The organism is Cellulomonas fimi (assembly GCF_012952065.1).
GTDB classification, from domain to species: domain Bacteria; phylum Actinomycetota; class Actinomycetes; order Actinomycetales; family Cellulomonadaceae; genus Pengzhenrongella; species Pengzhenrongella fimi_A.
Map to the genome: position 1 here is coordinate 1 of NZ_JABCJJ010000024.1, position 18,990 is coordinate 18,990.

16 protein-coding genes are annotated in these 18,990 nt (G+C 74.3%); 11 read left to right on the forward strand and 5 right to left on the reverse strand.

The window, feature by feature from the left end:
* The first annotated feature begins 206 nt into the window (after positions 1 to 206).
* The 3 genes from HIR71_RS12930 to HIR71_RS12940 all read left to right on the forward strand — a co-directional run bounded on the left by HIR71_RS12930 (position 207) and on the right by HIR71_RS12940 (position 2,557).
* Positions 207 to 935, forward strand: a complete 729-nt coding sequence (locus tag HIR71_RS12930) for an HAD family hydrolase (protein ID WP_169325487.1) — start codon at positions 207 to 209, stop codon at positions 933 to 935.
* 113 nt (positions 936 to 1,048) lie between these two features.
* A complete protein-coding gene (locus tag HIR71_RS12935; RefSeq protein WP_211374173.1) occupies positions 1,049 to 1,471 on the forward strand; it encodes a YtxH domain-containing protein in 423 nt (140 codons plus the stop codon).
* 390 nt (positions 1,472 to 1,861) lie between these two features.
* Positions 1,862 to 2,557 carry a FadR/GntR family transcriptional regulator gene (locus HIR71_RS12940; protein WP_169325488.1) on the forward strand — a complete coding sequence of 232 codons (696 nt, stop codon included), beginning with the start codon at positions 1,862 to 1,864 and terminating at the stop codon, positions 2,555 to 2,557.
* Between the two features lie 35 nt (positions 2,558 to 2,592).
* Here HIR71_RS12940 and HIR71_RS12945 read toward each other — a convergent pair whose 3' ends face one another.
* Entirely contained in the window at positions 2,593 to 4,338 is a 1,746-nt protein-coding gene (locus HIR71_RS12945; protein ID WP_169325489.1) for a pyruvate dehydrogenase, read from the reverse strand.
* A gap of 90 nt (positions 4,339 to 4,428) precedes the next feature.
* Complete coding sequence (locus HIR71_RS12950) at positions 4,429 to 5,769, reverse strand: MFS transporter (RefSeq protein ID WP_169325490.1); 1,341 nt, start codon at positions 5,767 to 5,769, stop codon at positions 4,429 to 4,431.
* Positions 5,770 to 5,872: 103 nt separating this feature from the next.
* Here HIR71_RS12950 and HIR71_RS12955 point away from each other — a divergent pair, with 103 nt between their 5' ends.
* Entirely contained in the window at positions 5,873 to 6,208 is a 336-nt protein-coding gene (locus tag HIR71_RS12955; protein ID WP_169325491.1) for a GNAT family N-acetyltransferase, read from the forward strand.
* Positions 6,209 to 6,228: 20 nt separating this feature from the next.
* Here HIR71_RS12955 and pgm read toward each other — a convergent pair whose 3' ends face one another.
* On the reverse strand, positions 6,229 to 7,929 hold the full coding sequence (gene pgm, locus HIR71_RS12960) for a phosphoglucomutase (alpha-D-glucose-1,6-bisphosphate-dependent) (RefSeq protein ID WP_169325516.1): 1,701 nt from the start codon (positions 7,927 to 7,929) through the stop codon (positions 6,229 to 6,231).
* Positions 7,930 to 8,028: 99 nt separating this feature from the next.
* Between pgm and HIR71_RS12965 the strand changes: the two genes are divergently transcribed.
* The 3 genes from HIR71_RS12965 (at position 8,029) to HIR71_RS12975 (ending at position 10,318) form a co-directional block, all read left to right on the forward strand.
* The gene (locus HIR71_RS12965; RefSeq protein WP_169325492.1) at positions 8,029 to 8,349 is read left to right on the forward strand and encodes a rhodanese-like domain-containing protein; all 321 of its coding nucleotides are present in this window, start codon (positions 8,029 to 8,031) and stop codon (positions 8,347 to 8,349) included.
* Between the two features lie 56 nt (positions 8,350 to 8,405).
* On the forward strand, positions 8,406 to 9,233 hold the full coding sequence (locus tag HIR71_RS12970; RefSeq protein ID WP_169325493.1) for a DUF5926 family protein: 828 nt from the start codon (positions 8,406 to 8,408) through the stop codon (positions 9,231 to 9,233).
* A gap of 347 nt (positions 9,234 to 9,580) precedes the next feature.
* Positions 9,581 to 10,318: a glycosyltransferase family 2 protein gene (locus HIR71_RS12975; RefSeq protein ID WP_396031676.1), complete on the forward strand. Its 738-nt coding sequence runs from the start codon at positions 9,581 to 9,583 to the stop codon at positions 10,316 to 10,318.
* Here HIR71_RS12975 and HIR71_RS12980 read toward each other — a convergent pair.
* Positions 10,315 to 12,825 (reverse strand): hypothetical protein, encoded by a 2,511-nt coding sequence (locus HIR71_RS12980; RefSeq protein WP_311836272.1) that lies wholly within the window; start codon positions 12,823 to 12,825, stop codon positions 10,315 to 10,317. The genes HIR71_RS12975 and HIR71_RS12980 overlap by 4 nt on opposite strands.
* Before the next feature lie 213 nt (positions 12,826 to 13,038).
* On the opposite strand from HIR71_RS12980, the gene pheA reads away from it, so the two are divergent.
* Positions 13,039 to 14,037: a prephenate dehydratase gene (gene pheA / locus HIR71_RS12985; RefSeq protein ID WP_169325495.1), complete on the forward strand. Its 999-nt coding sequence runs from the start codon at positions 13,039 to 13,041 to the stop codon at positions 14,035 to 14,037.
* 64 nt (positions 14,038 to 14,101) lie between these two features.
* Here the strand turns inward: pheA and HIR71_RS12990 are convergent, their stop codons facing one another.
* Positions 14,102 to 15,331, reverse strand: coding sequence for a diacylglycerol/lipid kinase family protein (locus HIR71_RS12990; protein ID WP_169325496.1), 1,230 nt, complete (start codon positions 15,329 to 15,331; stop codon positions 14,102 to 14,104).
* Positions 15,332 to 15,586: 255 nt separating this feature from the next.
* Here HIR71_RS12990 and serS point away from each other — a divergent pair, with 255 nt between their 5' ends.
* From serS to HIR71_RS13005, 3 genes are all read left to right on the forward strand, one after another.
* Positions 15,587 to 16,873, forward strand: a complete 1,287-nt coding sequence (gene serS, locus HIR71_RS12995; protein WP_169325497.1) for a serine--tRNA ligase — start codon at positions 15,587 to 15,589, stop codon at positions 16,871 to 16,873.
* A gap of 50 nt (positions 16,874 to 16,923) precedes the next feature.
* Positions 16,924 to 17,757, forward strand: a complete 834-nt coding sequence (locus HIR71_RS13000) for an HAD family hydrolase (protein ID WP_169325498.1) — start codon at positions 16,924 to 16,926, stop codon at positions 17,755 to 17,757.
* A 73-nt stretch (positions 17,758 to 17,830) separates the two neighbouring features.
* The gene (locus tag HIR71_RS13005) at positions 17,831 to 18,862 is read left to right on the forward strand and encodes a LacI family DNA-binding transcriptional regulator (protein WP_169325499.1); all 1,032 of its coding nucleotides are present in this window, start codon (positions 17,831 to 17,833) and stop codon (positions 18,860 to 18,862) included.
* Positions 18,863 to 18,990 lie beyond the last annotated feature (128 nt).

The window sequence follows — 18,990 nt, forward strand, 5'->3', positions numbered from 1 at the left end:
CGGACAAGACCAAGCAGCGCGCCCTGACCCAACTCCGCCAGCTCGGCTACGACGTCACCCTCAACCCACTACCCGCCACCGGCTGACGCCCGTAGCGCCCGTGGCCTGGCAGCCATCTTCATGTCAGTGCGAGCCTCCTGAGCGCGAGCCTCCCTGAGCGCGGGCCTCGCGTCGCGGCGCGGAGCGGTCCCCGGTAGACCTGACGCATGACCGAGCCCCGCACCTCCGACGCGCCCCGCACCTCCGACGAGAACGACGGCGCGGCACCTCCGGGCGCTGTCCTCCTCGACATCGACGGCACGCTCGTCGACTCCAACTACCTGCACGTCCACGCCTGGACCGAGGCGTTCGCCGCCGCCGGGCGGCCGGTCGACGCGTGGCGCATCCACCGCGGCATCGGCATGGGGTCCGGGCAGCTGCTCGACGACCTGCTCGGGCCCGACGCCGAGCGCCTCGCGGGCCAGGTCAAGGACGAGCACGCGCGGCGCTACCTCGAGCTCGCCGGCCTGCTGCGTCCGTTCGACGGCGCACGCGACCTGGTGCGTGCGCTCGTCGACCGGGGTGCCGCCGTCGTGCTCGCGACCTCGGCCGCCCCCGACGAGCTCGAGAAGCTGCGCGAGGTGCTCGACGTCGACGAGCACGTCCTGGTCGTCGGCGCCGGGGACGTCGAGGAGGCGAAGCCCGAGCCGGACCTGGTCGAGTCGGCGCTGCGCAAGGCCGATGTGCCGCCCGAGCGCGCCGTGTTCGTGGGCGACTCGCGCTGGGACGCGATCGCGTGCGCCCGTGCGGATGTCCCGTGCGTCGGCGTGCTCACGGGCGGCACCAGCGCGACCGAGCTCGCCGAGGAGGGGGTCGTCGCGGTGTACGACGACGTCGCGCACCTCCTGCGCGAGCTGGACCGGAGCCCGCTGGCCGCGGCGTGGTCCGACGGCTGACGCGGGGGAAGAATCTGCGCGTGGAACAGCAGATACGTCCCCCGTGCGGGGCTGGGCCGGTCGCCCTACCCTCGACCGAGGCGGGGAACGAACCCCGCCGCAAGGAGGCGACCATGAAGTCGAAGGCAGTGTTCATCCTGGGTGCCGGCGTGGGGTACGTGCTCGGTACGCGTGCCGGTCGCCAGCAGTTCGAGAAGATCAAGGGCTGGTCGCGCGGCGTCTGGGAGGACCCGCGGGTCCAGGCCCAGGTCACCGGCCTCGAGGAGAAGGCGACGGAGTTCGCGAAGACCCAGGCGCCGGTGCTGAAGGAGAAGGTGACCGGCACAGTCAAGTCGGCGGTCGGCTCGGTCACGGGCGGCTCAGGATCGGGCTCGACCACCGGCCGGGACAACGACTCGGGTTCGCTCACGAACGAGGACGTCGAGGCCTCCATCGGCGGCGCCGACCTGCCCCGCAGCGCCGGCACGAGCACGGACGACGACTCGCCGTTCGCGAGCCCGCCCGGGTCGCAGACGAACGCCGGCGGTCCCGCGTAGGCCTGTCGCAGCAGCGGTCACGCCCAGCGTCCGCACTCCTCAGGGTCATCGCCCCGTGGAGTGCGGACGTCGGTGTCGAGGGGGCCGTCGGCTGTGGTGGGGCGAGGGAGGGGCCGCCGTCGTCGGCGGGCTGGCCTGCATGGGGGCCGTCGTCGCGCTCGTCCGGCGCCAGCGCAGGTTCCTGCACTACGACGCGCACGACCCGCAGCCCTGACGGTGCGACGCGCCCGGCGACGGTGAACCGTCGGACCGTGACCGTCCGGTGCGGTCGTCCGTGGGGCCCGGTGGGGAAACCGCCACGTGGCCGACCGCGCTGCGCGGTACTCTCTCGCCCGGCGGCATACGTGACGAACTCGGGCAAACCGCATCGTGGACGGGGTGAGGGTGGCGATGGCACGTGCTCTGCACAGCGCCGTGGTGGACACGCTGGGACGGGAGATCACCTCGGGCGAGCTCCGCCCCGGCCAGGCGCTCACGCTCGAGCGGCTCCAGCACCGGTTCGGCGTGTCGCGCACGGTCGCCCGCGAGGGGATGCGCTCGCTCGAGCAGCTCCAGCTCGTCACGTCCGGCCGACGCGTCGGCATCGTGGTGCGACCGACCGTCGACTGGGACGTGCTCGACCCGCGGGTGATCCGGTGGCGGCTCGACGGGCCCGGGCGGCGGGACCAGCTCCGTTCGCTGACCGAGCTCCGCGCCGCCGTCGAACCCCTTGCGGCCGCATCGGCAGCGCGTCGCGCGAGCGCGGACGAGAGCGTCCGGCTGCTCAGGATCGCTCGGCGCCTGCGCGAGCCCGTCCCGGACGGCGGCGTGAGGAACCACCTCGAGCTCGACATCGCCTTCCACGTGACGGTGCTGCAGGCCAGCCGCAACGAGATGTTCGCCGCGCTGACCGATGTGGTCGCCGAGGTGCTGAGGGACCGGTCGACGCGCCGGGCGACCCCCGCGCCGCCGCCCGAGGTGCTCGACCTGCACGAGACGGTGGCCGTCGCGATCAGCGAGCACGACGCGCCCGGGGCCGAGCTCGCGATGCGCCGGATCCTGAGCCGGCTGGGCGTGGCGATCCGCGCCGAGCTCGACCCGGTCTGACCGGCGACGTCTGACGGGCGACGTCGTCCAGACTGCTAGGGCCGCGGCACGTTCCGCAGGTTCGACCGCGCCATCGCCATGACCTCGCCCATGCCGCCGCCGAACACCTCCTTGCTCATCGCCGCCGTGAAGCCGGTGACCTGCTTGCGCGTGATCTTGGGCGGCAGCGAGAGCGCGCGCGGGTCGGTCACGAGGTCCACGAGCGCGGGCCCGCGGTGCGCGAAGGCCTCGCTGAGCGCGGCCCGGATGTCCGTGGGCTGCTCGACGCGCACCGCGTGGATGCCGACGGCGCGCGCCACGGCCGCGTAGTCGATCGCCGGCGAGTCGGTGCCGAAGCTCGGCAGGCCGTCGACCAGCATCTCGAGCCGGACCATCCCGAGCGTCGCGTTGTCGAAGAGGACGATCTTGACCGGCAGGTCGTAGTGCCGCAGCGTGACGAGCTCGCCGAGCAGCATCGACAGGCCGCCGTCGCCCGCGAGCGCGACGACCTGCCGGCCCGGCTGGGCCAGCGCCGCGCCGATCGCGTGCGGGAGCGCGTTCGCCATCGAGCCGTGCAGGAACGAGCCGATCACGCGGCGCCGGCCGTTCGGCGTGAGGTACCGCGCGGCCCACACGTTGCACATGCCGGTGTCGACGGTGAACACCGCGTCCTCGGAGGCCTCCTCGTCGAGGAGCACCGCTGCGTACTCCGGGTGGATGGGGAGGTGGTGCTCGACGTCGCGCGTGTACGCCCCGACGACGCCGCTCATGAGCTTGTCGTGCTTGCTCACCAGGGAGTCGAGGAACCGGCGGCTCTTCTTGCGCGCGACCTGCGGCAGCAGCATCCGTACGGTCTCCCCGACGTCGCCGACGACGGCGAGGTCGTTGCGCGTGCGGCGCCCCAGGTGCGTCGGGTCGATCTCCACCTGGGCGGTGCGGACGTTCCGTGGCAGGAACTGGTCGTACGGGAAGTCGGTGCCGAGCAGGAGCAGCAGGTCCGCCCCCTCGACGGCGTCCTGGCACGCGCCGTAGCCGAGCAGGCCGCTCATGCCGACGTCGAAGGGGTTGTCGTACTGGATGTGCTCCTTGCCACGCAGGCTGTGGCCGACGGGCGCGGCGATCTTGTCGGCGAGCGCCAGGACGTCGTCGTGCGCGCCGCGGCAGCCCGCGCCCGCGAAGATCGTCACCTTCTTGGCGGCGTCGATCGCCTGCGCGAGGGTCGCGACGTCCTCGGCGTCGGGCACGACGCGCGGCGGTCGGGTCCGCGTGAGGACGTCGGGGAGCGGCTCGGCCGCCTCGAGGTCGGCGACGTCGCCCGGCAGCGTGAGCACCGCGACCCCCGGTGCCCCGTACGCGTGGTGGATCGCGCTGCGGATCACGCGCGGCGCCTGCTTCGGGCTCGAGATCATCTCCGAGTACACCGAGCACTCCGTGAAGAGGCGGTCGGGGTGCGTCTCCTGGAAGAACTGCGTGCCGATCTGGGCGCTCGGGATGTGGGACGCGATCGCGAGCACGGGGACCCGTGAGCGGTTGGCGTCGTAGAGCCCGTTGATCAGGTGCAGGTTGCCGGGGCCGCACGAGCCGGCGCACACGGCGAGCGTGCCCGTGAGCTCGGCCTCGGCCGCCGCCGCGAACGCGGCCGCCTCCTCGTGGCGCACGTGCACCCACTCGATGCCCTCGGTGCGGCGGACGGCGTCGACGATCGGGTTGAGGCTGTCGCCGACGATGCCGTAGATCCGGCGGACCCCTGCCGTGACGAGCTGGTCGACGAGCTGATCGGCGACGGAGCGTGCGCGGGCCATGACGGCTCCTCTCGGCGGGCGGGCGTGCGCCCATCGTCTGCCCGTCCGCAGGGAACCGCACCTCCGCGGCTCCGCCCCACCCGGGCGCGCTCAGGGCCGCGCGGGCTCGACCTCGGGCGCGGAGCTCCCCGCCCGCAGCGCGCGCAGCGAGACGAGGGTGGCGAGGACGGCGACCACGCCGGCCGACGTCACCACGAGGAAGCCGCCCGACGCGCCCATGCGGTCGATCAGCGCGCCCGCGCTGGACGCCCCGATCGAGACCCCGAGGCCGAGCGCGGTGGACACCCACGTCAGGCCCTCGGTCAGACGCCGTGGCGGCACGAAGTTCTGCACCAGCCCGTTGCCCGTGATGAGGCTCGGCGCGATGGCGAACCCTGTCACGAACATGACGACGCCGAGCATCGCGGTGCTCGTGACGAACAGGAACAGCGAGACGCCGACCGCGAGCGCGACGACGCTCATCGCGAACCGCTTCCACAGCGCCATGACGAAGTGCCGCGCGCCGTAGCCCAGGCCGGCGATCAGGGACCCGAGCGCGAACACGGCGAGCAGGAGCCCGGCCGTCGCGGTCGAGCCGCGCGCCTCGGCGAACGCGACGGTCGAGACGTCGGTGGCGCCGAAGATCGCGCCGATGCCCGCGAACACCGCGCAGAGCACGACCATCCCGGGGTGCCGCAGGACGCTGCGCGACCGTGGGCCCCGCGTGGGTCGGCGCGCTTCTCGCGCCTCGTCGGTCGAGCGGGCGCCGGCAGGCACCGGATCAGCCGCGCCGGACGCGGCGATCGCGGCGTCGGCGTCGGCGTCGGTGTCGGCGTCCGGCAGCGGCTCAGCGAGATGCACGGGCGGCTCGGTGCCACGCTGCGCCAGGAAGAGGTAGCCACCCGTGAGGAGCGCCACGAGCGGCACGAGCAGCCCGGCGGCCGGCGCCACCGACGTCGCGAGGACGGTCGCGAGCACCGGGCCCACCACGAACACGACCTCGTCGAGCGCCGACTCGAGCGAGTACGCCGTGTGCAGCGCGCGCGGGTCGTCGAGCACGTAGGACCAGCGCGCCCGGACCAGCGCGCCGAACGACCCGGCCGGGGCACCCGCGAGGACCGCGGTCACGTAGAGCCAGGGCGTCGGCGCGTGCGCGGACGCGACGAGCACGAGCGCGGCGAGCCCGATCGCGGTGAGCCCGATCGCCCAGCGCATGACGCGCGCCTGCCCGTGCCGGTCGACGAAGCGGGCGAGCTGGGGTCCGCAGACCGCGTTCGAGATGACGTAGACCGCCGAGACGCGGCCGGCGATCGCGTACGAGTCGTACACGACCGAGACCATCAGGACGATGCCGATGCCGACCATCGAGATGGGCAGGCGGGCGAGCAGGCCGGTCGAGGAGAACGCCAAGGCCCCTGGTCGAGTCAGGATGTCGCGATAGGGGCCGAGCACCACGTCAGTGTGTCATCCGGCGCCCACTCCGCTCGCCGTCGGGCATGCGACTGCGGGCGCGTCTGCGCCTGCGGGCGCACGCACCCTGGGGCAGGATCACCTGATGGACAACCTCACCGTGACCGACAACGCGCCCGCGCACCGCTTCGAGGCCCGCGCCGACGACGGCACCGTCCTCGGCTTCGTCGCCTACGACATCGAGGCCGCCGCGCGGCTGCAGGGTGAGGCCGACGCCGTCGTCGTCACCCACACCCAGGTCGACCCGCAGTACGAGGGTCAGGGGGTCGGTGCGACGCTCGCCCGCGGCGCGCTCGACCTGATCCGGGAGAGCGGCCGGGGCGTGGTCCCGCTGTGCCCCTTCGTGTCGGCGTACATCCGGCGTCACCCCGAGTACCAGGGCATGGTCCAGCTCGAGCAGGACACCGGCCAGGGCGGCTGACGACCAGCGGGCCCTCGCAGTCAGCCGAGCGCGTCGCTCACCACGCCGCGCGCCTCCTCCTGCACGCGCGCGAGGTGGTCCGCCGACACGAACGACTCGGCATAGATCTTGTAGACGTTCTCGGTACCCGAGGGGCGCGCGGCGAACCAGGCGTTCTCGGTCGCCACCTTGAGCCCGCCGATGGCGGCGCCGTTGCCGGGCGCTGCCGTGAGCTTGGCGCCGATCGCCTCGCCCGCGAGGGTCGTCGACCTGACCTGCTCGGGGGTGAGCGCGCCGAGCGTCGCCTTCTGCTCGAGCGTCGCGGGCGCGTCGACCCGCGCGTACCAGGACTCGCCGAAGCGGTCCGTCAGCTCGCCGTGCAGCTGCGAGGGCGAGCGGCCCGTCGTCGCCTGGATCTCGGCCGCGAGCAGCGCCAGCTGGATGCCGTCCTTGTCGGTCGTCCACACCGTGCCGTCCGTCCGCAGGAACGACGCGCCCGCGGACTCCTCGCCGCCGAACCCGACCGAGCCGTCGAGCAGCCCGGGGACGAACCACTTGAACCCGACGGGGACCTCGAGCAGGCGCCGGTCGAGCGCCGCCGCGACGCGGTCGATCAGCGCCGACGAGACCAGCGTCTTGCCGATCGCGGCGCCTGCGGGCCAGGCCGGGCGCGCACCCGAGAAGAGGTACTGGATCGCGACGGCGAGGTAGTGGTTGGGGTTCATGAGCCCGCCGTCGGGCGTGACGATCCCGTGCCGGTCGGAGTCGGCGTCGTTCCCGGTCGCCAGGTCGTACGGCGCGGAGGCGGGGGCGGTCGCGGCGGTGCCCGCGGTGCCCTGCATCATCCGGACGAGCGATGCCATCGCCGACGGCGACGAGCAGTCCATCCGGATCTTGCCGTCCCAGTCGAGCGTCATGAACGACCAGCGCGGGTCGACCTGGGGGTTGACGACCGTGAGGTCGAGCCCGTGGCGCTCCGCGATCGCGCCCCAGTACTCGACCGACGCGCCGCCGAGCGGGTCGGCCCCGATGCGGACGCCGGACGCCCGGATCGCGGGGATGTCGATCACGCTCGGCAGGTCGTCGACGTACGCCGTGAGGTAGTCGTGCCTGCGGGTGGTGTCGGCCGCCAGCGCGGTCTCGGCGCTCACGCGCCTCACCTGCCCGACGCCGGAGCGCAGGAGCTCGTTCGCGCGCCGGGCGATCCAGCTCGTCGCGTCCGAGCCGGCGGGACCGCCGTGCGGCGGGTTGTACTTGAAGCCGCCGTCGCGTGGGGGGTTGTGCGACGGCGTGACGACGATCCCGTCGGCGAGCCCCGGCCCCTCGACCCGCACGCCCTGGGACGTCGCCGCGCCGTTGTGGAGCAGGATCGCGTGCGAGACGGCGGGCGTCGGCGTCCACGAGTCCCGCGCGTCCACGTGCACCTCGACCCCGGCCGCCGCGAGCACCTCGAGCGCCGTCTGCCACGCCGGCAGCGACAGCGCGTGCGTGTCGCGCCCGATGAACAGCGGCCCGTCGGTGCCCTGCGCGCTCCGGTACTCCACGATGGCCGCGGTCGTCGCGACGATGTGCGCCTCGTTGAACGCGCCGTCGAGGCTCGAGCCGCGGTGGCCGGACGTGCCGAACACGACCCGCTGCGCGGGATCGTCGAGGTCGGGCGTGCGGTCGTAGTAGGCGCCGACCACGGCGTCGACGTCGATGAGGTCGGAGGGCTGGGCGGGGGTTCCGGCGCGCGGGTCCATGCGGTCGATGGTCTCACCCGGGGCCGACGACGTCGCGGGGTTCGGGCGGACGTCGCTCACCCGTCGGCGGCTCTCAGCGGGCCGACCTATCCTGACGCGATGGTCCAGCCCCAGGTGCCCACCGTCCTCGTCTCCGACCTCGACCCGCACGCGCCGGTCCCGCCCGGCACGACGCTGCTCGACGTGCGTGAGCAGGACGAGTGGGACGCCGGTCATGCCCCGCAGGCCCTGCACGTCCCGCTCGCCGACCTCCCCGCCCGCGTCGAGGAGCTCCGTGCGGACCAGCGCGTGCTCGTCGTCTGCCACAGCGGCGGGCGCTCGGCGCGCGCGACGGCGTGGCTCAACCAGCACGGCTACGACGCGACGAACCTCGACGGGGGCATGGTCGACTGGGCGCGGGCCGGCCTCCCGGTCGTCTGACGCGTCGAGCCGGTCCCGCGGCGTCCTCGTCGGAGGCCTTCGGTACGCTGCCGCGCATGGCCAAGAAACCGTCCGTCGAGTTCGTGCTGCGCCCGTTCGAGGGCCTGCCCGGTGAGCCCGACTGGGTCGCGCTCCGCGAGGTCGTCCCCGCGGCGACCGCCCCGGTCCGCACGACGAAGGAGCACGGCGCACGCGACGTCGTGATCACCACCGTGCTCCCGGCCGGGTGGCTCGCGCTGCACCGGACCGACGGCACCGTGCTCGTCGCCCTCCAGAACAACGCCGGCTCGGGGGACGCGAGCCGCGACGTCGCCGCCGTGCTGCTCGCCGCGCTCGAGCTCGAGCCCGGTAGCCCCCTCGAGACCGCGCCCCCGGTCGAGCCGGGCCCGCGCCTGCAGGACGTGCTGGACCTGTCGGTCCCGTTCGAGGTCACCGTCCACGAGGGATTCGACTACTGGCTCGGGTCCGACGCCGAGATCACCTCCGAGGTCACCGCCTCGCTCGAGGAGGCCAACGCCACGATCGTGCCGACCCGCAAGCTCACCGCGGTCGACGCCGCGTACTGGTGCCGCATGGGTGCGCGCGAGTACCTGCGCTGGGCCATGCCCCACGACGAGCAGCAGATGATCGACGCGCTCGCGCGGCTGCACGCCGAGCGCGAGTCCGGGATCGGTGACGCGCGGTTCGTCGGGTACTTCCGCGCGTGCGGCGTCGTCGTCCCCGTGTGGGACCTGGCGCCGGGCACGGAGGCCGAGGAGCTCGAGAAGCCCGCGCAGGAGTTCCTCACGCGGTTCGACCGCGCGCTGGCCGACACCTCGGCGCTCGACCCCGCCGCGCGGCGCGCGCGTGCGGGGCTGGTCGCGCGCCAGGTCACGCTCCGCTGAGACACCCCGAAGACCCTCGCCGCACGCCGCGCCGGACATCTCGCCGCGAGCACCGACGCATGGGGTGAACTTGGGACTGCCTTGACGGCCCGGTGGCGCTGTACGGAGATGTTGCACGTCGTTCACCTGGCTAGGGTGGACGCGTGACTGCGGCGGGTGGCGAGACGGTCGGGGAGCCGACGCACGGCGATCGGCCGAGCGACCCACCGAACCCGACCTCGAGCGCCCCCGACCGCGGTGCGCGAGCCCGGCGCAGACGCCCTGGGCGCGTGCCCGCGGTGGGCGCCCCCCTCACCTCACCGACGCGCAAGGTCGCCCACGCGCCACGCCCCCGTCAGCGGGTTGCCGTGATCATCCCGGCCAAGGACGAGTCGCGACGCATCGCGGCGACCGTCCGGTCCGCGCGCGCGATCCCGTACGTCGACCTCGTGCTCGTCGTCGACGACGGGAGCATCGACAACACCCAGCACGTCGCTCGCGAGGCGGGGGCCGTCGTCGTGCGCCACTCCCACAACCGGGGCAAGGCCGCCGCGATGGAGACCGGTGCCGCGATCGTCGCGATGCGCGACACGGACGACCGGCCCCCGCGCCTGCTGCTGTTCATCGACGGCGACCTCGGCGACACCGCGGTCAACACCGCGCCGCTGATCCCGCCGGTCCTCGAGAGGGCGGCCGACCTCGCGATCGCGCTCCTGCCGCCGCAGCCGGGGGCGGGCGGGCGGGGGATAGTCGTGGGCGCCGCCCGCCGCGGCATCGCGCAGCTCGCGGGGTGGGCGCCGACGCAGCCGCTGTCCGGCATGCGCTGCCTGACGCGGGAGGCGTTCGAGGCGGCGACCCCGCTCGCCCACGGGTGGGGCGTCGAGACGGGGATGACGATCGACCTGCTGCGTCAGGGCTTCGTGGCGGTCGAGGTGCCGTGCGACCTCAGGCACCGCCCGTCGGGCACCGACCTGCGCGGGCAGCTGCACCGGGCGGCGCAGTACCGCGACGTCATGATCGCGATCGGCAACCGGCGGGTGCGCAGCGCGGTCGACGCCGTCCGCGGCAGGGTCGCGCCGCCCGCGCCGCCCCGCACGCACCGCTAGACGCGCGTCACCACCGGCGTGGCCGGGGTCGCGGGTCGCACGCCGAGCATCCACCCGGCGCACGCCGCCACGACGAGCGGCACGACGACCGAGATCCCCACCGCCGGGATGACGATCCCCGAGTCGTTGAGCGCGAACCCGATCCCGAGCGTCACGGCGAGCGCGACGAGGCCCGGGCGGAGCATCGGCGCGTCGGTGCCGAGCTGCGTCAGCGGGGCGCCGGACGAGAGCCACGCGAACGGGCCGCCGTCGGGCGCGGTCGCGATCCCGCGCAGCGGCCGGCCGAGCACGAGCACGACCAGCGCGATCCCCGCGATCGCGAGGAAGGTGAGCGTGCTGCCGAACAGGTTGTCGAGGTTCTGCGACGCCTTGCGCGCGACGACCGGCCAGAGCCCACCGTCGAGCACGGTCTGCACGAAGCGCCCGAGGTGCGTCTGCGAGTCCGCCGGACGCATCCAGTCGACCAGCGCGAACCCGACGACCACGGCGGCGCCCGCGGCGAGCACCCCGAGCGCGCGTCGCCACGTCAGCCGGATCCCGGCCGCCAGGAGCGCGAGAACCGCGAACCCGGGAACCATCGCCGGCGGGCCGCCGAAGTCGCTGCCGAGCCCCGGCATGCCGTCGAGCACCGTGGCGACGACCCCGATCCCGGCCACGGCCGCGGCGGCCTGGCGGCGCCGTCCCCGCCGCACCAGCGGGTTGGCGACCGCGACGGCCAGCAGGATGGTCGACGCCGCGAACAGCGCGAACGCCTGGTTGTTGAACCCGTAGAACCGCGCACCGACCAGCGGCTGGACGCCCATGAGGGCCGAGATCTGCAGGCCGCCGCCGGTCGCGATGTCGGCCGCGATCACGAGGGCCGTGGCGCCGGCGACGACGCCGACGGGGCCGAGCAGCCAGGACTTCCAGCGCGGCACCAGCGCGAGCGCGGTGAGCACCGCGACCCACACCACCACGAGCGCGATCAGCGCGTAGGACGGTGGGCGGAGGCGCCACCAGGGCGAGAGGTTCGCGAGGAACGTCGCGACCGGGATCGACGCGACCGCGACGCCGGCCATCCGCATGAGGCTCAGCACGAGCCGCGGTCGGCTGGTCAGGCCGTGCGCGACGGCGCGCCCCGCCCGCCCGGGGAGCACCCGGTTGAGCCCGCTGCTGAGGCTCGCGAGCACGTGCCCGTTGAGCCCGAGGGTCACGAACGCGTACAGCAGCAGGTTGACCACGATGAGGAACGTGAAGAACACCGGGACCAACGGACGCACGGCCCACGCGTGCCGGTCCTCGTCGATCATGGCCGCGACGCGCTGGCTCGCGAGCTCCGGACCGGGCACGGCCGTGATCACCGACCCCACGAGCGCGCCGGCCGGGGCCTCGCCGCGGATCCCCAGGGCCGAGAGCACGGTCGGCGTGAGGTCCGTCGTCATGACGTACCCGGGCTGGCGCGTCGACCGCGACTCGAGCAGCGCCTCGGCGAACGCCGCGCCCGGTCCGGCAGCCGCGCCGGGGTCGGCGCTGGGCCCGGAGGCGGCCGCGAGCTGGAGGTGCGGGCTGCGCCCCGAGTCGGCGAGCGACGCGACCAGCACCGTGACGTCGCGACCGGAGTCCTCGACCGCGGCGAGCGCGGCGCCGATGCGTGCGTCGATCTCCCGGACCTGGTCCGAGCGGGTGGGCTCGGTGACGGCGTCGGGAGCGGTGAGGTCCTCCTCCGACCCGGTGGGCGGCTCCGGGGTCGGGGTGGCGCCGGGGTCCGGCCGCCCGTCGCCGTCCTCGTCCAGGCCCGACGCCGGGCGGGCGACGGTCCGCTGACCCGGGTCGCGCACGGCGCCGACGTCGAGCACCACGAGCTGCGAGTCCCGCAGCGCGGTCTCGACGGTGCGCTCGAGCTCGTCCGCCTCGCGCGGCAGCCGGACGTGCGTGCCGACCGGTAGCCCGTCGGCGTCCGCGAGCGCGATGGCGGCCCCGGGGCCGATGCCGGTCACCCCGGGCACGACGGCGCCCGCGGCCGGCGCCGACGCACCGGGGACCAACGGGCTCGCGGCCGCGAGGGTGTCGCCGAGGAGCCCGAGCCGGGCGTCGTAGTCGGCCTCGCTCGCGGACTGCACGAAGTCGGCCCACCCGGCGACCCGGCCGTCCGGCATCGGCTCACGCAACGTGCGGCACTCGCCGTAGGTGGCGCCGTCGAGGTCGGCGGCGCGCGCACCGGCCGAGAGCGCGAGCCAGCCGTCGGCCGGGCACGCGAAGGGACGCAGGCTGCGGACGGCGACCGTGCCGACCGCCGCCGTGCGCGACAGCCCCCAGAGCGCCGGGGTGGTGAGCGCGCCGACGTCGTCCCAGCGCAGCCCGCTGGTGCCGATGACGAGAAGGGGCGCGCCGGCGTCGTCCACGGCGGCCGGGGCAGGCGCCGCCCAGCCCGGTGCCGTCCCGAGGAGCACCGTCAGCGCGGCGACCACCAGGGCCGCGGCGACCCGGACGGCGCGCACGCGGCGGGCAGGACCGCTCGGACGGGACACCGGTCCAGCCTACGGTCGCACCGCTGACCGGCGCGGGCACGGCGAGCGGCTCACGTGGAGGACTTGTACAGGGCGGCCCCGGTGGCGAGTTCGCTGATCCGGACCAGCGAACTCGGGCCGCGATCAGCGAACTCGGCAACGGCGGGCGGTGCGCCGAGGTATCGGTGCCCGCGGTTAGGCTCGGGCGCGCCGTCCAGGACAAGGAGCACGACCATGCCCGGCTCGCACCCCGGCTCCGACCCCGCCGTGACACCCGGCGTGACACCCGGCGCGCTCCCGCGCTACGCGTTCCTCGGGCCCGCGGGCACGTTCACCGAGGCCGCGCTGCGCCAGGTCGTGAGCCCCGACGACGCCGAGTACCTGCCCCAGGTCGACGTCGTCTCCGCGCTCGAGGCGGTGCGCATCGGCACGGCCGACTACGCCGTCGTGCCCATCGAGAACTCGGTCGAGGGCGGCGTGACGGCGACGCTCGACACGCTCGCGACCGGCGACTCGCTCGTGGTGCTGGGCGAGGCCCTCGTCCAGGTCGAGTTCGTGCTGGCCGGGCGCGCGGGCACGCGGCTCGACCACGTCGAGCGCGTGTCGACGCACCCGCACGCCTGGGCCCAGTGCCGCCGCTGGTTCAACGCGAACCTCCCGGCAGCCGTGCACGTCCCGGCGACCTCGACCGCGGCCGCGGCGGCGCTGCTGGCCCGGACGCCTGCCGCCGCGGACCCCGGGTTCGACGCCGTGCTCGTCGCGCCGCTCAGCGCCGAGCGCTACGGGCTCGAGGTCCTCGCCCGGCACGTCGCGGACAACGAGTCGGCGGTGACGCGGTTCGTCGTCGTCGGGCGTCCCGGGGACCTGCCCGCGCCGACCGGTGCCGACAAGACGTCCCTCGTGGTGCACCTGGCCAGCAACGACGCCGGTGCGCTGCTCGAGATGCTCGAGCAGTTCGCGGCCCGCGGGGTCAACCTGTCGCGGATCGAGTCGCGCCCGATCGGCGACCTGCTCGGCCGGTACTCGTTCTCGATCGACGCCGAGGGGCACATCGCCGAGGAGCGCGTCGCGGAGGCGCTGATGGGCCTGCACCGCGCGTGCCCGTACGTGCGGTTCCTCGGCTCGTACCCGCGGGCCGACCGGGCCGTGACCGAGGTGCGGCCGGGGACCGCGGACCTCGACTTCGCGGCGGCGCGCGACTGGGTCGAGGCGCAGCGGCGGCGGCCGGAGTAGGCGGGTCCGGCGGGTCTGGCGGGTCTGGTCTGGCGGGCCGGTCGGGTATGCCAGGCCGAGCGGGTCAGGCCGCCGTCGGCGTCCGCACGACGAGCGCGCCGGCGTCGACCCGCGCGGTGACCTCGAGCGCCTTGCCGAGCACGTCGCCGTCCACCTGGATGGCCTCGGGGCGGTCGACGGACACGTGCAGGTGCTGGGCCCGACGATGGTCGATCCGCCCGATCTTGCCGGGCAGGTCGTTGCGGATCCCGACACCCTGCAGCACGATCTCGCCGAACAGCTGCGCCCACCCCATGAGCCCGCCGCGGGTGTCGATCGCGCCGAGGTCGAGCCAGCCGTCGTCGAGCACCGCGTCGGGCAGCAGGTTGATGCCGCCGGGGAGCTTGCCGCAGTTGCCGATCAGCAGGCTGCGCAGCCGCGTCGCCTGCGTCTCACCGCCGTCCACCCGCAGGCGGAGCTTGAGGCGACGGCCGTGCAGGTGGCGCGCGGCGGCCGCGAAGTAGGCGATCCAGCCGACCTTGGCCTTGAGCTCCTCGTCCGTGTCGCCCACCATCGCGGCGTCGAACCCGATCCCGGCGATGACGAGGAAGATGTGGTCCCGCGGCGGCTCCTTGGCGCCGGGTGGGACGTCGCCCGGCCCCACGTCGTCGGGCCGCCCGCCCGCGCCGGGGATCTCGTCGGCCGCCTCCGCGATGTCGTCCGACACCTGCGACTCGTCGCGCACGACCCGCAGCCAGCCGACGTCGATGGTCCGTTCCGGCCCGGTGAGGGCCATGCGCAGCTGCTCGTCGACGTCGGTCAGGGCGATGTCGAGGTTCCGCGCGAGCAGGTTGCCCGTGCCCTGCGGGATGAGCCCCATCGGCACGCCGGTGCCCGCGAGGGCCTCGGCGACGGCGCGGACGGTGCCGTCGCCCCCGACCGCGATGACGGCCTGCGCCCCGCGCGCGACCGCCTCGCGCGCCTGGCCCACACCCGGGTCGTCGACCGTCGTCTCGAACCAGAGCGGTTCGGGCATGTACCGCGACGAGCAGGCGCGGATCGCGGCGTCGCGCAGCTCGCTCGCCCCCGGTTTGGTCGGGTTGGCGACGAACGCCACGAGCTCGCCGTGCGTCCCGACCGGCGGCAGCGGCTCCTCGTCGGTCCCCTCGGCGTGGCCCGACGCCGTCGCGCCCGGTGCTGAGGGCCGTCCGTCCCGGCGGAGCGCGCGTCCGCGTCGGATCGCGGCTGTTGAGAGTCCGAGCGCTCCGATCGCGACGACGACGGCGAGCACGCTGAGCCACTCCGACCACGACATGGGCGCAACGGTACGGCGCGGGGCGCCATGACCGCGCGCGCACGTTGTCAGACCCGGAGGAGTCTCTGGGTTCCTGTGTGTCTGACACGTCCGTGGGCTTGCGAGTTGTCAGACCTGGAGGAGTCTCTGGGTTCCTCTGGGTCTGACAAGTCCGTGGGGCTCCTCGGTGCGCGAGGGGTCGGCGGGAGGGGGAGCTGGGGGAGCGGGGGGACGTGCGCGGTGGGCTGTGTCGTGGGGTGTCGTTACCCTCGGGGGGTGATCGACCTGCGTGTGCTCCGTGACAACCCCGACGTCGTCCGCGCGAGCCAGCGCGCCCGCGGCGAGGACCCCGGCCTCGTCGACGAGGTGCTGGACGCCGACGCCCGCCGCCGCGCCGCGCTGACGGACTTCGAGCGCCTGCGCGCCGAGCAGAAGGCCCTCGGCAAGAAGGTCGCCTCGGCCCAGGGCGACGAGAAGGCCGAGCTGCTCCACCGCACCAAGGGGCTGGCGCAGGAGGTCAAGGCCCGCCAGGCCGATGCCGACGCGGCGGACCAGGCGCTCGCCGAGACGATGTTCCGGATCGCCAACGTCGTCGAGGACGGGGTCCCGGTCGGCGGCGAGGACGACTACGTCGTGCGCAAGAGCGTCGGCGCCCCGCGCGACTTCGCGGCCGAGTACGGTGCCGACTTCCGCGTCCGCGACCACCTCGAGCTCGGCGAGCTGCTCGGCGCGATCGACACCGAGCGCGGCGCCAAGGTCTCCGGCTCGCGGTTCTACTTCCTCACGGGGATCGGCGCCCGGCTCGAGCTCGCGCTGCTGAACATGGCGGTCGACCGGGCGCTCGCGGCCGGGTTCACGCCGATGATCACGCCGACCCTGGTCAAGCCCGAGGTCATGGCCGGCACCGGCTTCCTCGGCGCGCACGCCGACGAGATCTACCGGCTCGAGGCGGACGACCTGTACCTCACGGGCACGAGCGAGGTGGCGCTCGCGGGGTACCACGCCGACGAGATCCTCGACCTGAGCGGCGGCCCGAAGCGGTACGCCGGCTGGTCGGCGTGCTACCGGCGCGAGGCCGGCTCCTACGGCAAGGACACCCGCGGCATCATCCGCGTGCACCAGTTCCACAAGGTCGAGATGTTCAGCTACGTCCGCGCGGAGGACGCGGCGGCGGAGCACGAGCGACTGCTCGGCTGGGAGGAGGCCATGCTCGCCAGGGTCGAGCTGCCGTACCGGGTCATCGACACGGCGGCCGGCGACCTCGGCATGAGCGCGGCGCGCAAGTACGACTGCGAGGCGTGGCTGCCGACGCAGGAGCGGTTCCTCGAGCTCACGTCGACCTCGAACTGCACGACCTTCCAGGCGCGCCGCCTCGCCACGCGCGAGCGGACCGAGCAGGGCGAGACCCGGCCGGTCGCGACGCTGAACGGCACGCTGGCCACGACGCGCTGGATCGTCGCGATCCTCGAGAACCACCAGCAGGAGGACGGCTCGGTCCGGGTCCCCGAAGGCCTGCGCGGCTACCTCGGTGGGCTCGACGTGCTGGAGCCGGTCGCGCGATGACGCCGGTCGAGCGGGCTGGCGAGCGGGCAGGCGAGCCTGGGGCCCGGGCGATGGGCGGATCGTGGTCGGGCCGGGCGCACCTCGTCGGCGACGGCCCGCTGCTCGTCGCCCTCGACATCGACGGAACGTTGGTCACCTACGACGAGGCGATGTCCGACGCCGTCCGGCACGCCGTCGCGGGGGTGCGCGCCGGCGGGGAGCACGTCGTGCTCGCGACGGGGCGATCGCTGCACGCGACCCTCCCGGTGGCGCAGCACCTCGGGATCGACGAGGGCTGGTTGGTGACCTCCAACGGCTCGGTCACCACGCGGCTCGACCCCGACGCCCCCGGCGGGTACCAGATCACCGAGCGGATCACCTTCGACCCGGGACCGGCCCTTCGGCTCATGCACGCCGAGCTCCCCGACGCCCTCTTCGCGGTCGAGGACGTCGGCGTCGGGTTCCGGATGAACGGCCTGTTCCCCGACGGCGAGCTCAGCGGGCGCCAGGCCGTCGTCGACCTCGAGGACCTCTGGTCCGATCACGTCACGCGTCTCGTCGTCCGCAGCCCCGGTCACACGAGCGAGCAGTTCCACGAGCTCGTGCACCGCATGGGCCTGTCGGACGTGACCTACGCCATCGGCTGGACGGCCTGGATGGACATCGCCCCGCACGGTGTGACCAAGGCGAGCGCGCTCGAGAAGGTGCGTCAGCTGCTCGGCGTCGAGCCCTCGCGCACGGTCGCGATCGGCGACGGCAGCAACGACGTCGAGATGATCGACTGGGCCGCGCGCGGCGTGGCCATGGGCCACGCGCCGCAGCACGTGCGCGAGGTGGCGGACGAGGTCACGGGCACCATCGAGGACGACGGCGCGGTCGAGGTCCTGCTGAGCCTGATGGACTGACCTGCTGGGCCTGATGGACTGAGCTGCTCGGCCTGATGGACTGACCTCACGCCCGGTGGCACCATCAGCCACCGTGGCCCATGGCATCGACGAGGTTGCCCGCGCCGCCGGCGTCTCGACGGCGACGGTGTCCCGCGCGCTGCGTGGGCTGCCGAACGTGTCGGCCGAGACCCGTCGCCGGGTGGCCGACGCCGCCGCCCAGCTCGGGTACGTCGCCTCGCCGTCGGCCGCGTCGCTCGCCTCGGGCCGCACCCGCACGATCGGGCTGCTCACGCCGTGGATCAACCACTGGTTCTTCGCCAACGTGATCGAGGGCGCCGAGCGCGCGCTGCGGACCCGGGGGTTCGACGCGCTGCTGTACACGTTCGAGGTCCCGCGGCGGGCGCCTCGGCGACGGCTCGACCCCGACGTGCTGCGGCGTCGGGTCGACGGGGTCCTGGTGGTAGGCCTGCCGCTGGAGGACGGCGAGGTCGAGGCGTTGCGTGACCTCGGCCGTCCGCTGGTCTTCATCGGGACCGGGGTCCCGGGCCAGGTGACCGTCCGTCTGGACGACCGTACGACCGGACGGCGGGCCACCGAGCACCTCATCGACCTCGGGCACCGCCGCATCGGCCACATCAGCGGGTCGCCCTTCGACGTCGCGCCGGCGTCACCGCCGGTCGAGCGGCGCGAGGGCTGGCTCGAGGCGATGCGCGCCGCGGGCCTCGCGGTCGACCCGACGATGGAGACGCACGGGCACTTCGACGTGGAGGGCGGTCGCGAGTCGCTCGCCACGCTGCTGCGCCAGTGCCCCGACCTCACGGCCGTGTTCGTCGCGTCGGACGAGATGGCGATGGGCGCGATCCTCGCCGCCCGTGCCCTCGGCCTCGCCGTCCCGGACGACCTCTCGGTGATCGGCGTCGACGGGCACGACCTGGGTGAGCTGGTGGGCCTGACGACGATGGCGCAGCCGGCCGTCGACGAGGGCTCCGCGGCGGCGACGTTGCTGCTCGACATGATCGCGGGGGCCCCGGCGCCGGCGGAGGTGGTGTACCCCACGACGTTCGTCGAGCGGGGCTCGACCGCCGCCCCGCGGCCCCCGGCAGCCGACCCGGTCCATCGTTGAGCACGACGTTGCGCAATTGTGACCCTCGCCGAAGGGTGGGGTGCTTGCACTTGCCAGATGTAAGCGTTTGCATGAGCCGCAAGGCTCCGCCGGAGGCGTACTTTGTCCCCATTCGGAGCGACTCAGAC

Coding starts and splice junctions, on each gene's coding strand:
- HIR71_RS12990 (WP_169325496.1), bottom strand. CDS start 15,331: ATGTCGTGGTCGGAGTGGCTCAGCGTGCTCGCCGTCGTCGTCGCGATC.
- HIR71_RS12945 (WP_169325489.1), bottom strand. CDS start 4,338: ATGGCCCGCGCACGCTCCGTCGCCGATCAGCTCGTCGACCAGCTCGTC.
- pgm (WP_169325516.1), bottom strand. CDS start 7,929: ATGGACCCGCGCGCCGGAACCCCCGCCCAGCCCTCCGACCTCATCGAC.
- HIR71_RS12935 (WP_211374173.1), top strand. CDS start 1,049: ATGAAGTCGAAGGCAGTGTTCATCCTGGGTGCCGGCGTGGGGTACGTG.
- HIR71_RS12955 (WP_169325491.1), top strand. CDS start 5,873: ATGGACAACCTCACCGTGACCGACAACGCGCCCGCGCACCGCTTCGAG.
- pheA (WP_169325495.1), top strand. CDS start 13,039: ATGCCCGGCTCGCACCCCGGCTCCGACCCCGCCGTGACACCCGGCGTG.
- HIR71_RS12965 (WP_169325492.1), top strand. CDS start 8,029: ATGGTCCAGCCCCAGGTGCCCACCGTCCTCGTCTCCGACCTCGACCCG.
- HIR71_RS12970 (WP_169325493.1), top strand. CDS start 8,406: ATGGCCAAGAAACCGTCCGTCGAGTTCGTGCTGCGCCCGTTCGAGGGC.
- HIR71_RS12930 (WP_169325487.1), top strand. CDS start 207: ATGACCGAGCCCCGCACCTCCGACGCGCCCCGCACCTCCGACGAGAAC.
- HIR71_RS13000 (WP_169325498.1), top strand. CDS start 16,924: ATGGGCGGATCGTGGTCGGGCCGGGCGCACCTCGTCGGCGACGGCCCG.
- HIR71_RS12940 (WP_169325488.1), top strand. CDS start 1,862: ATGGCACGTGCTCTGCACAGCGCCGTGGTGGACACGCTGGGACGGGAG.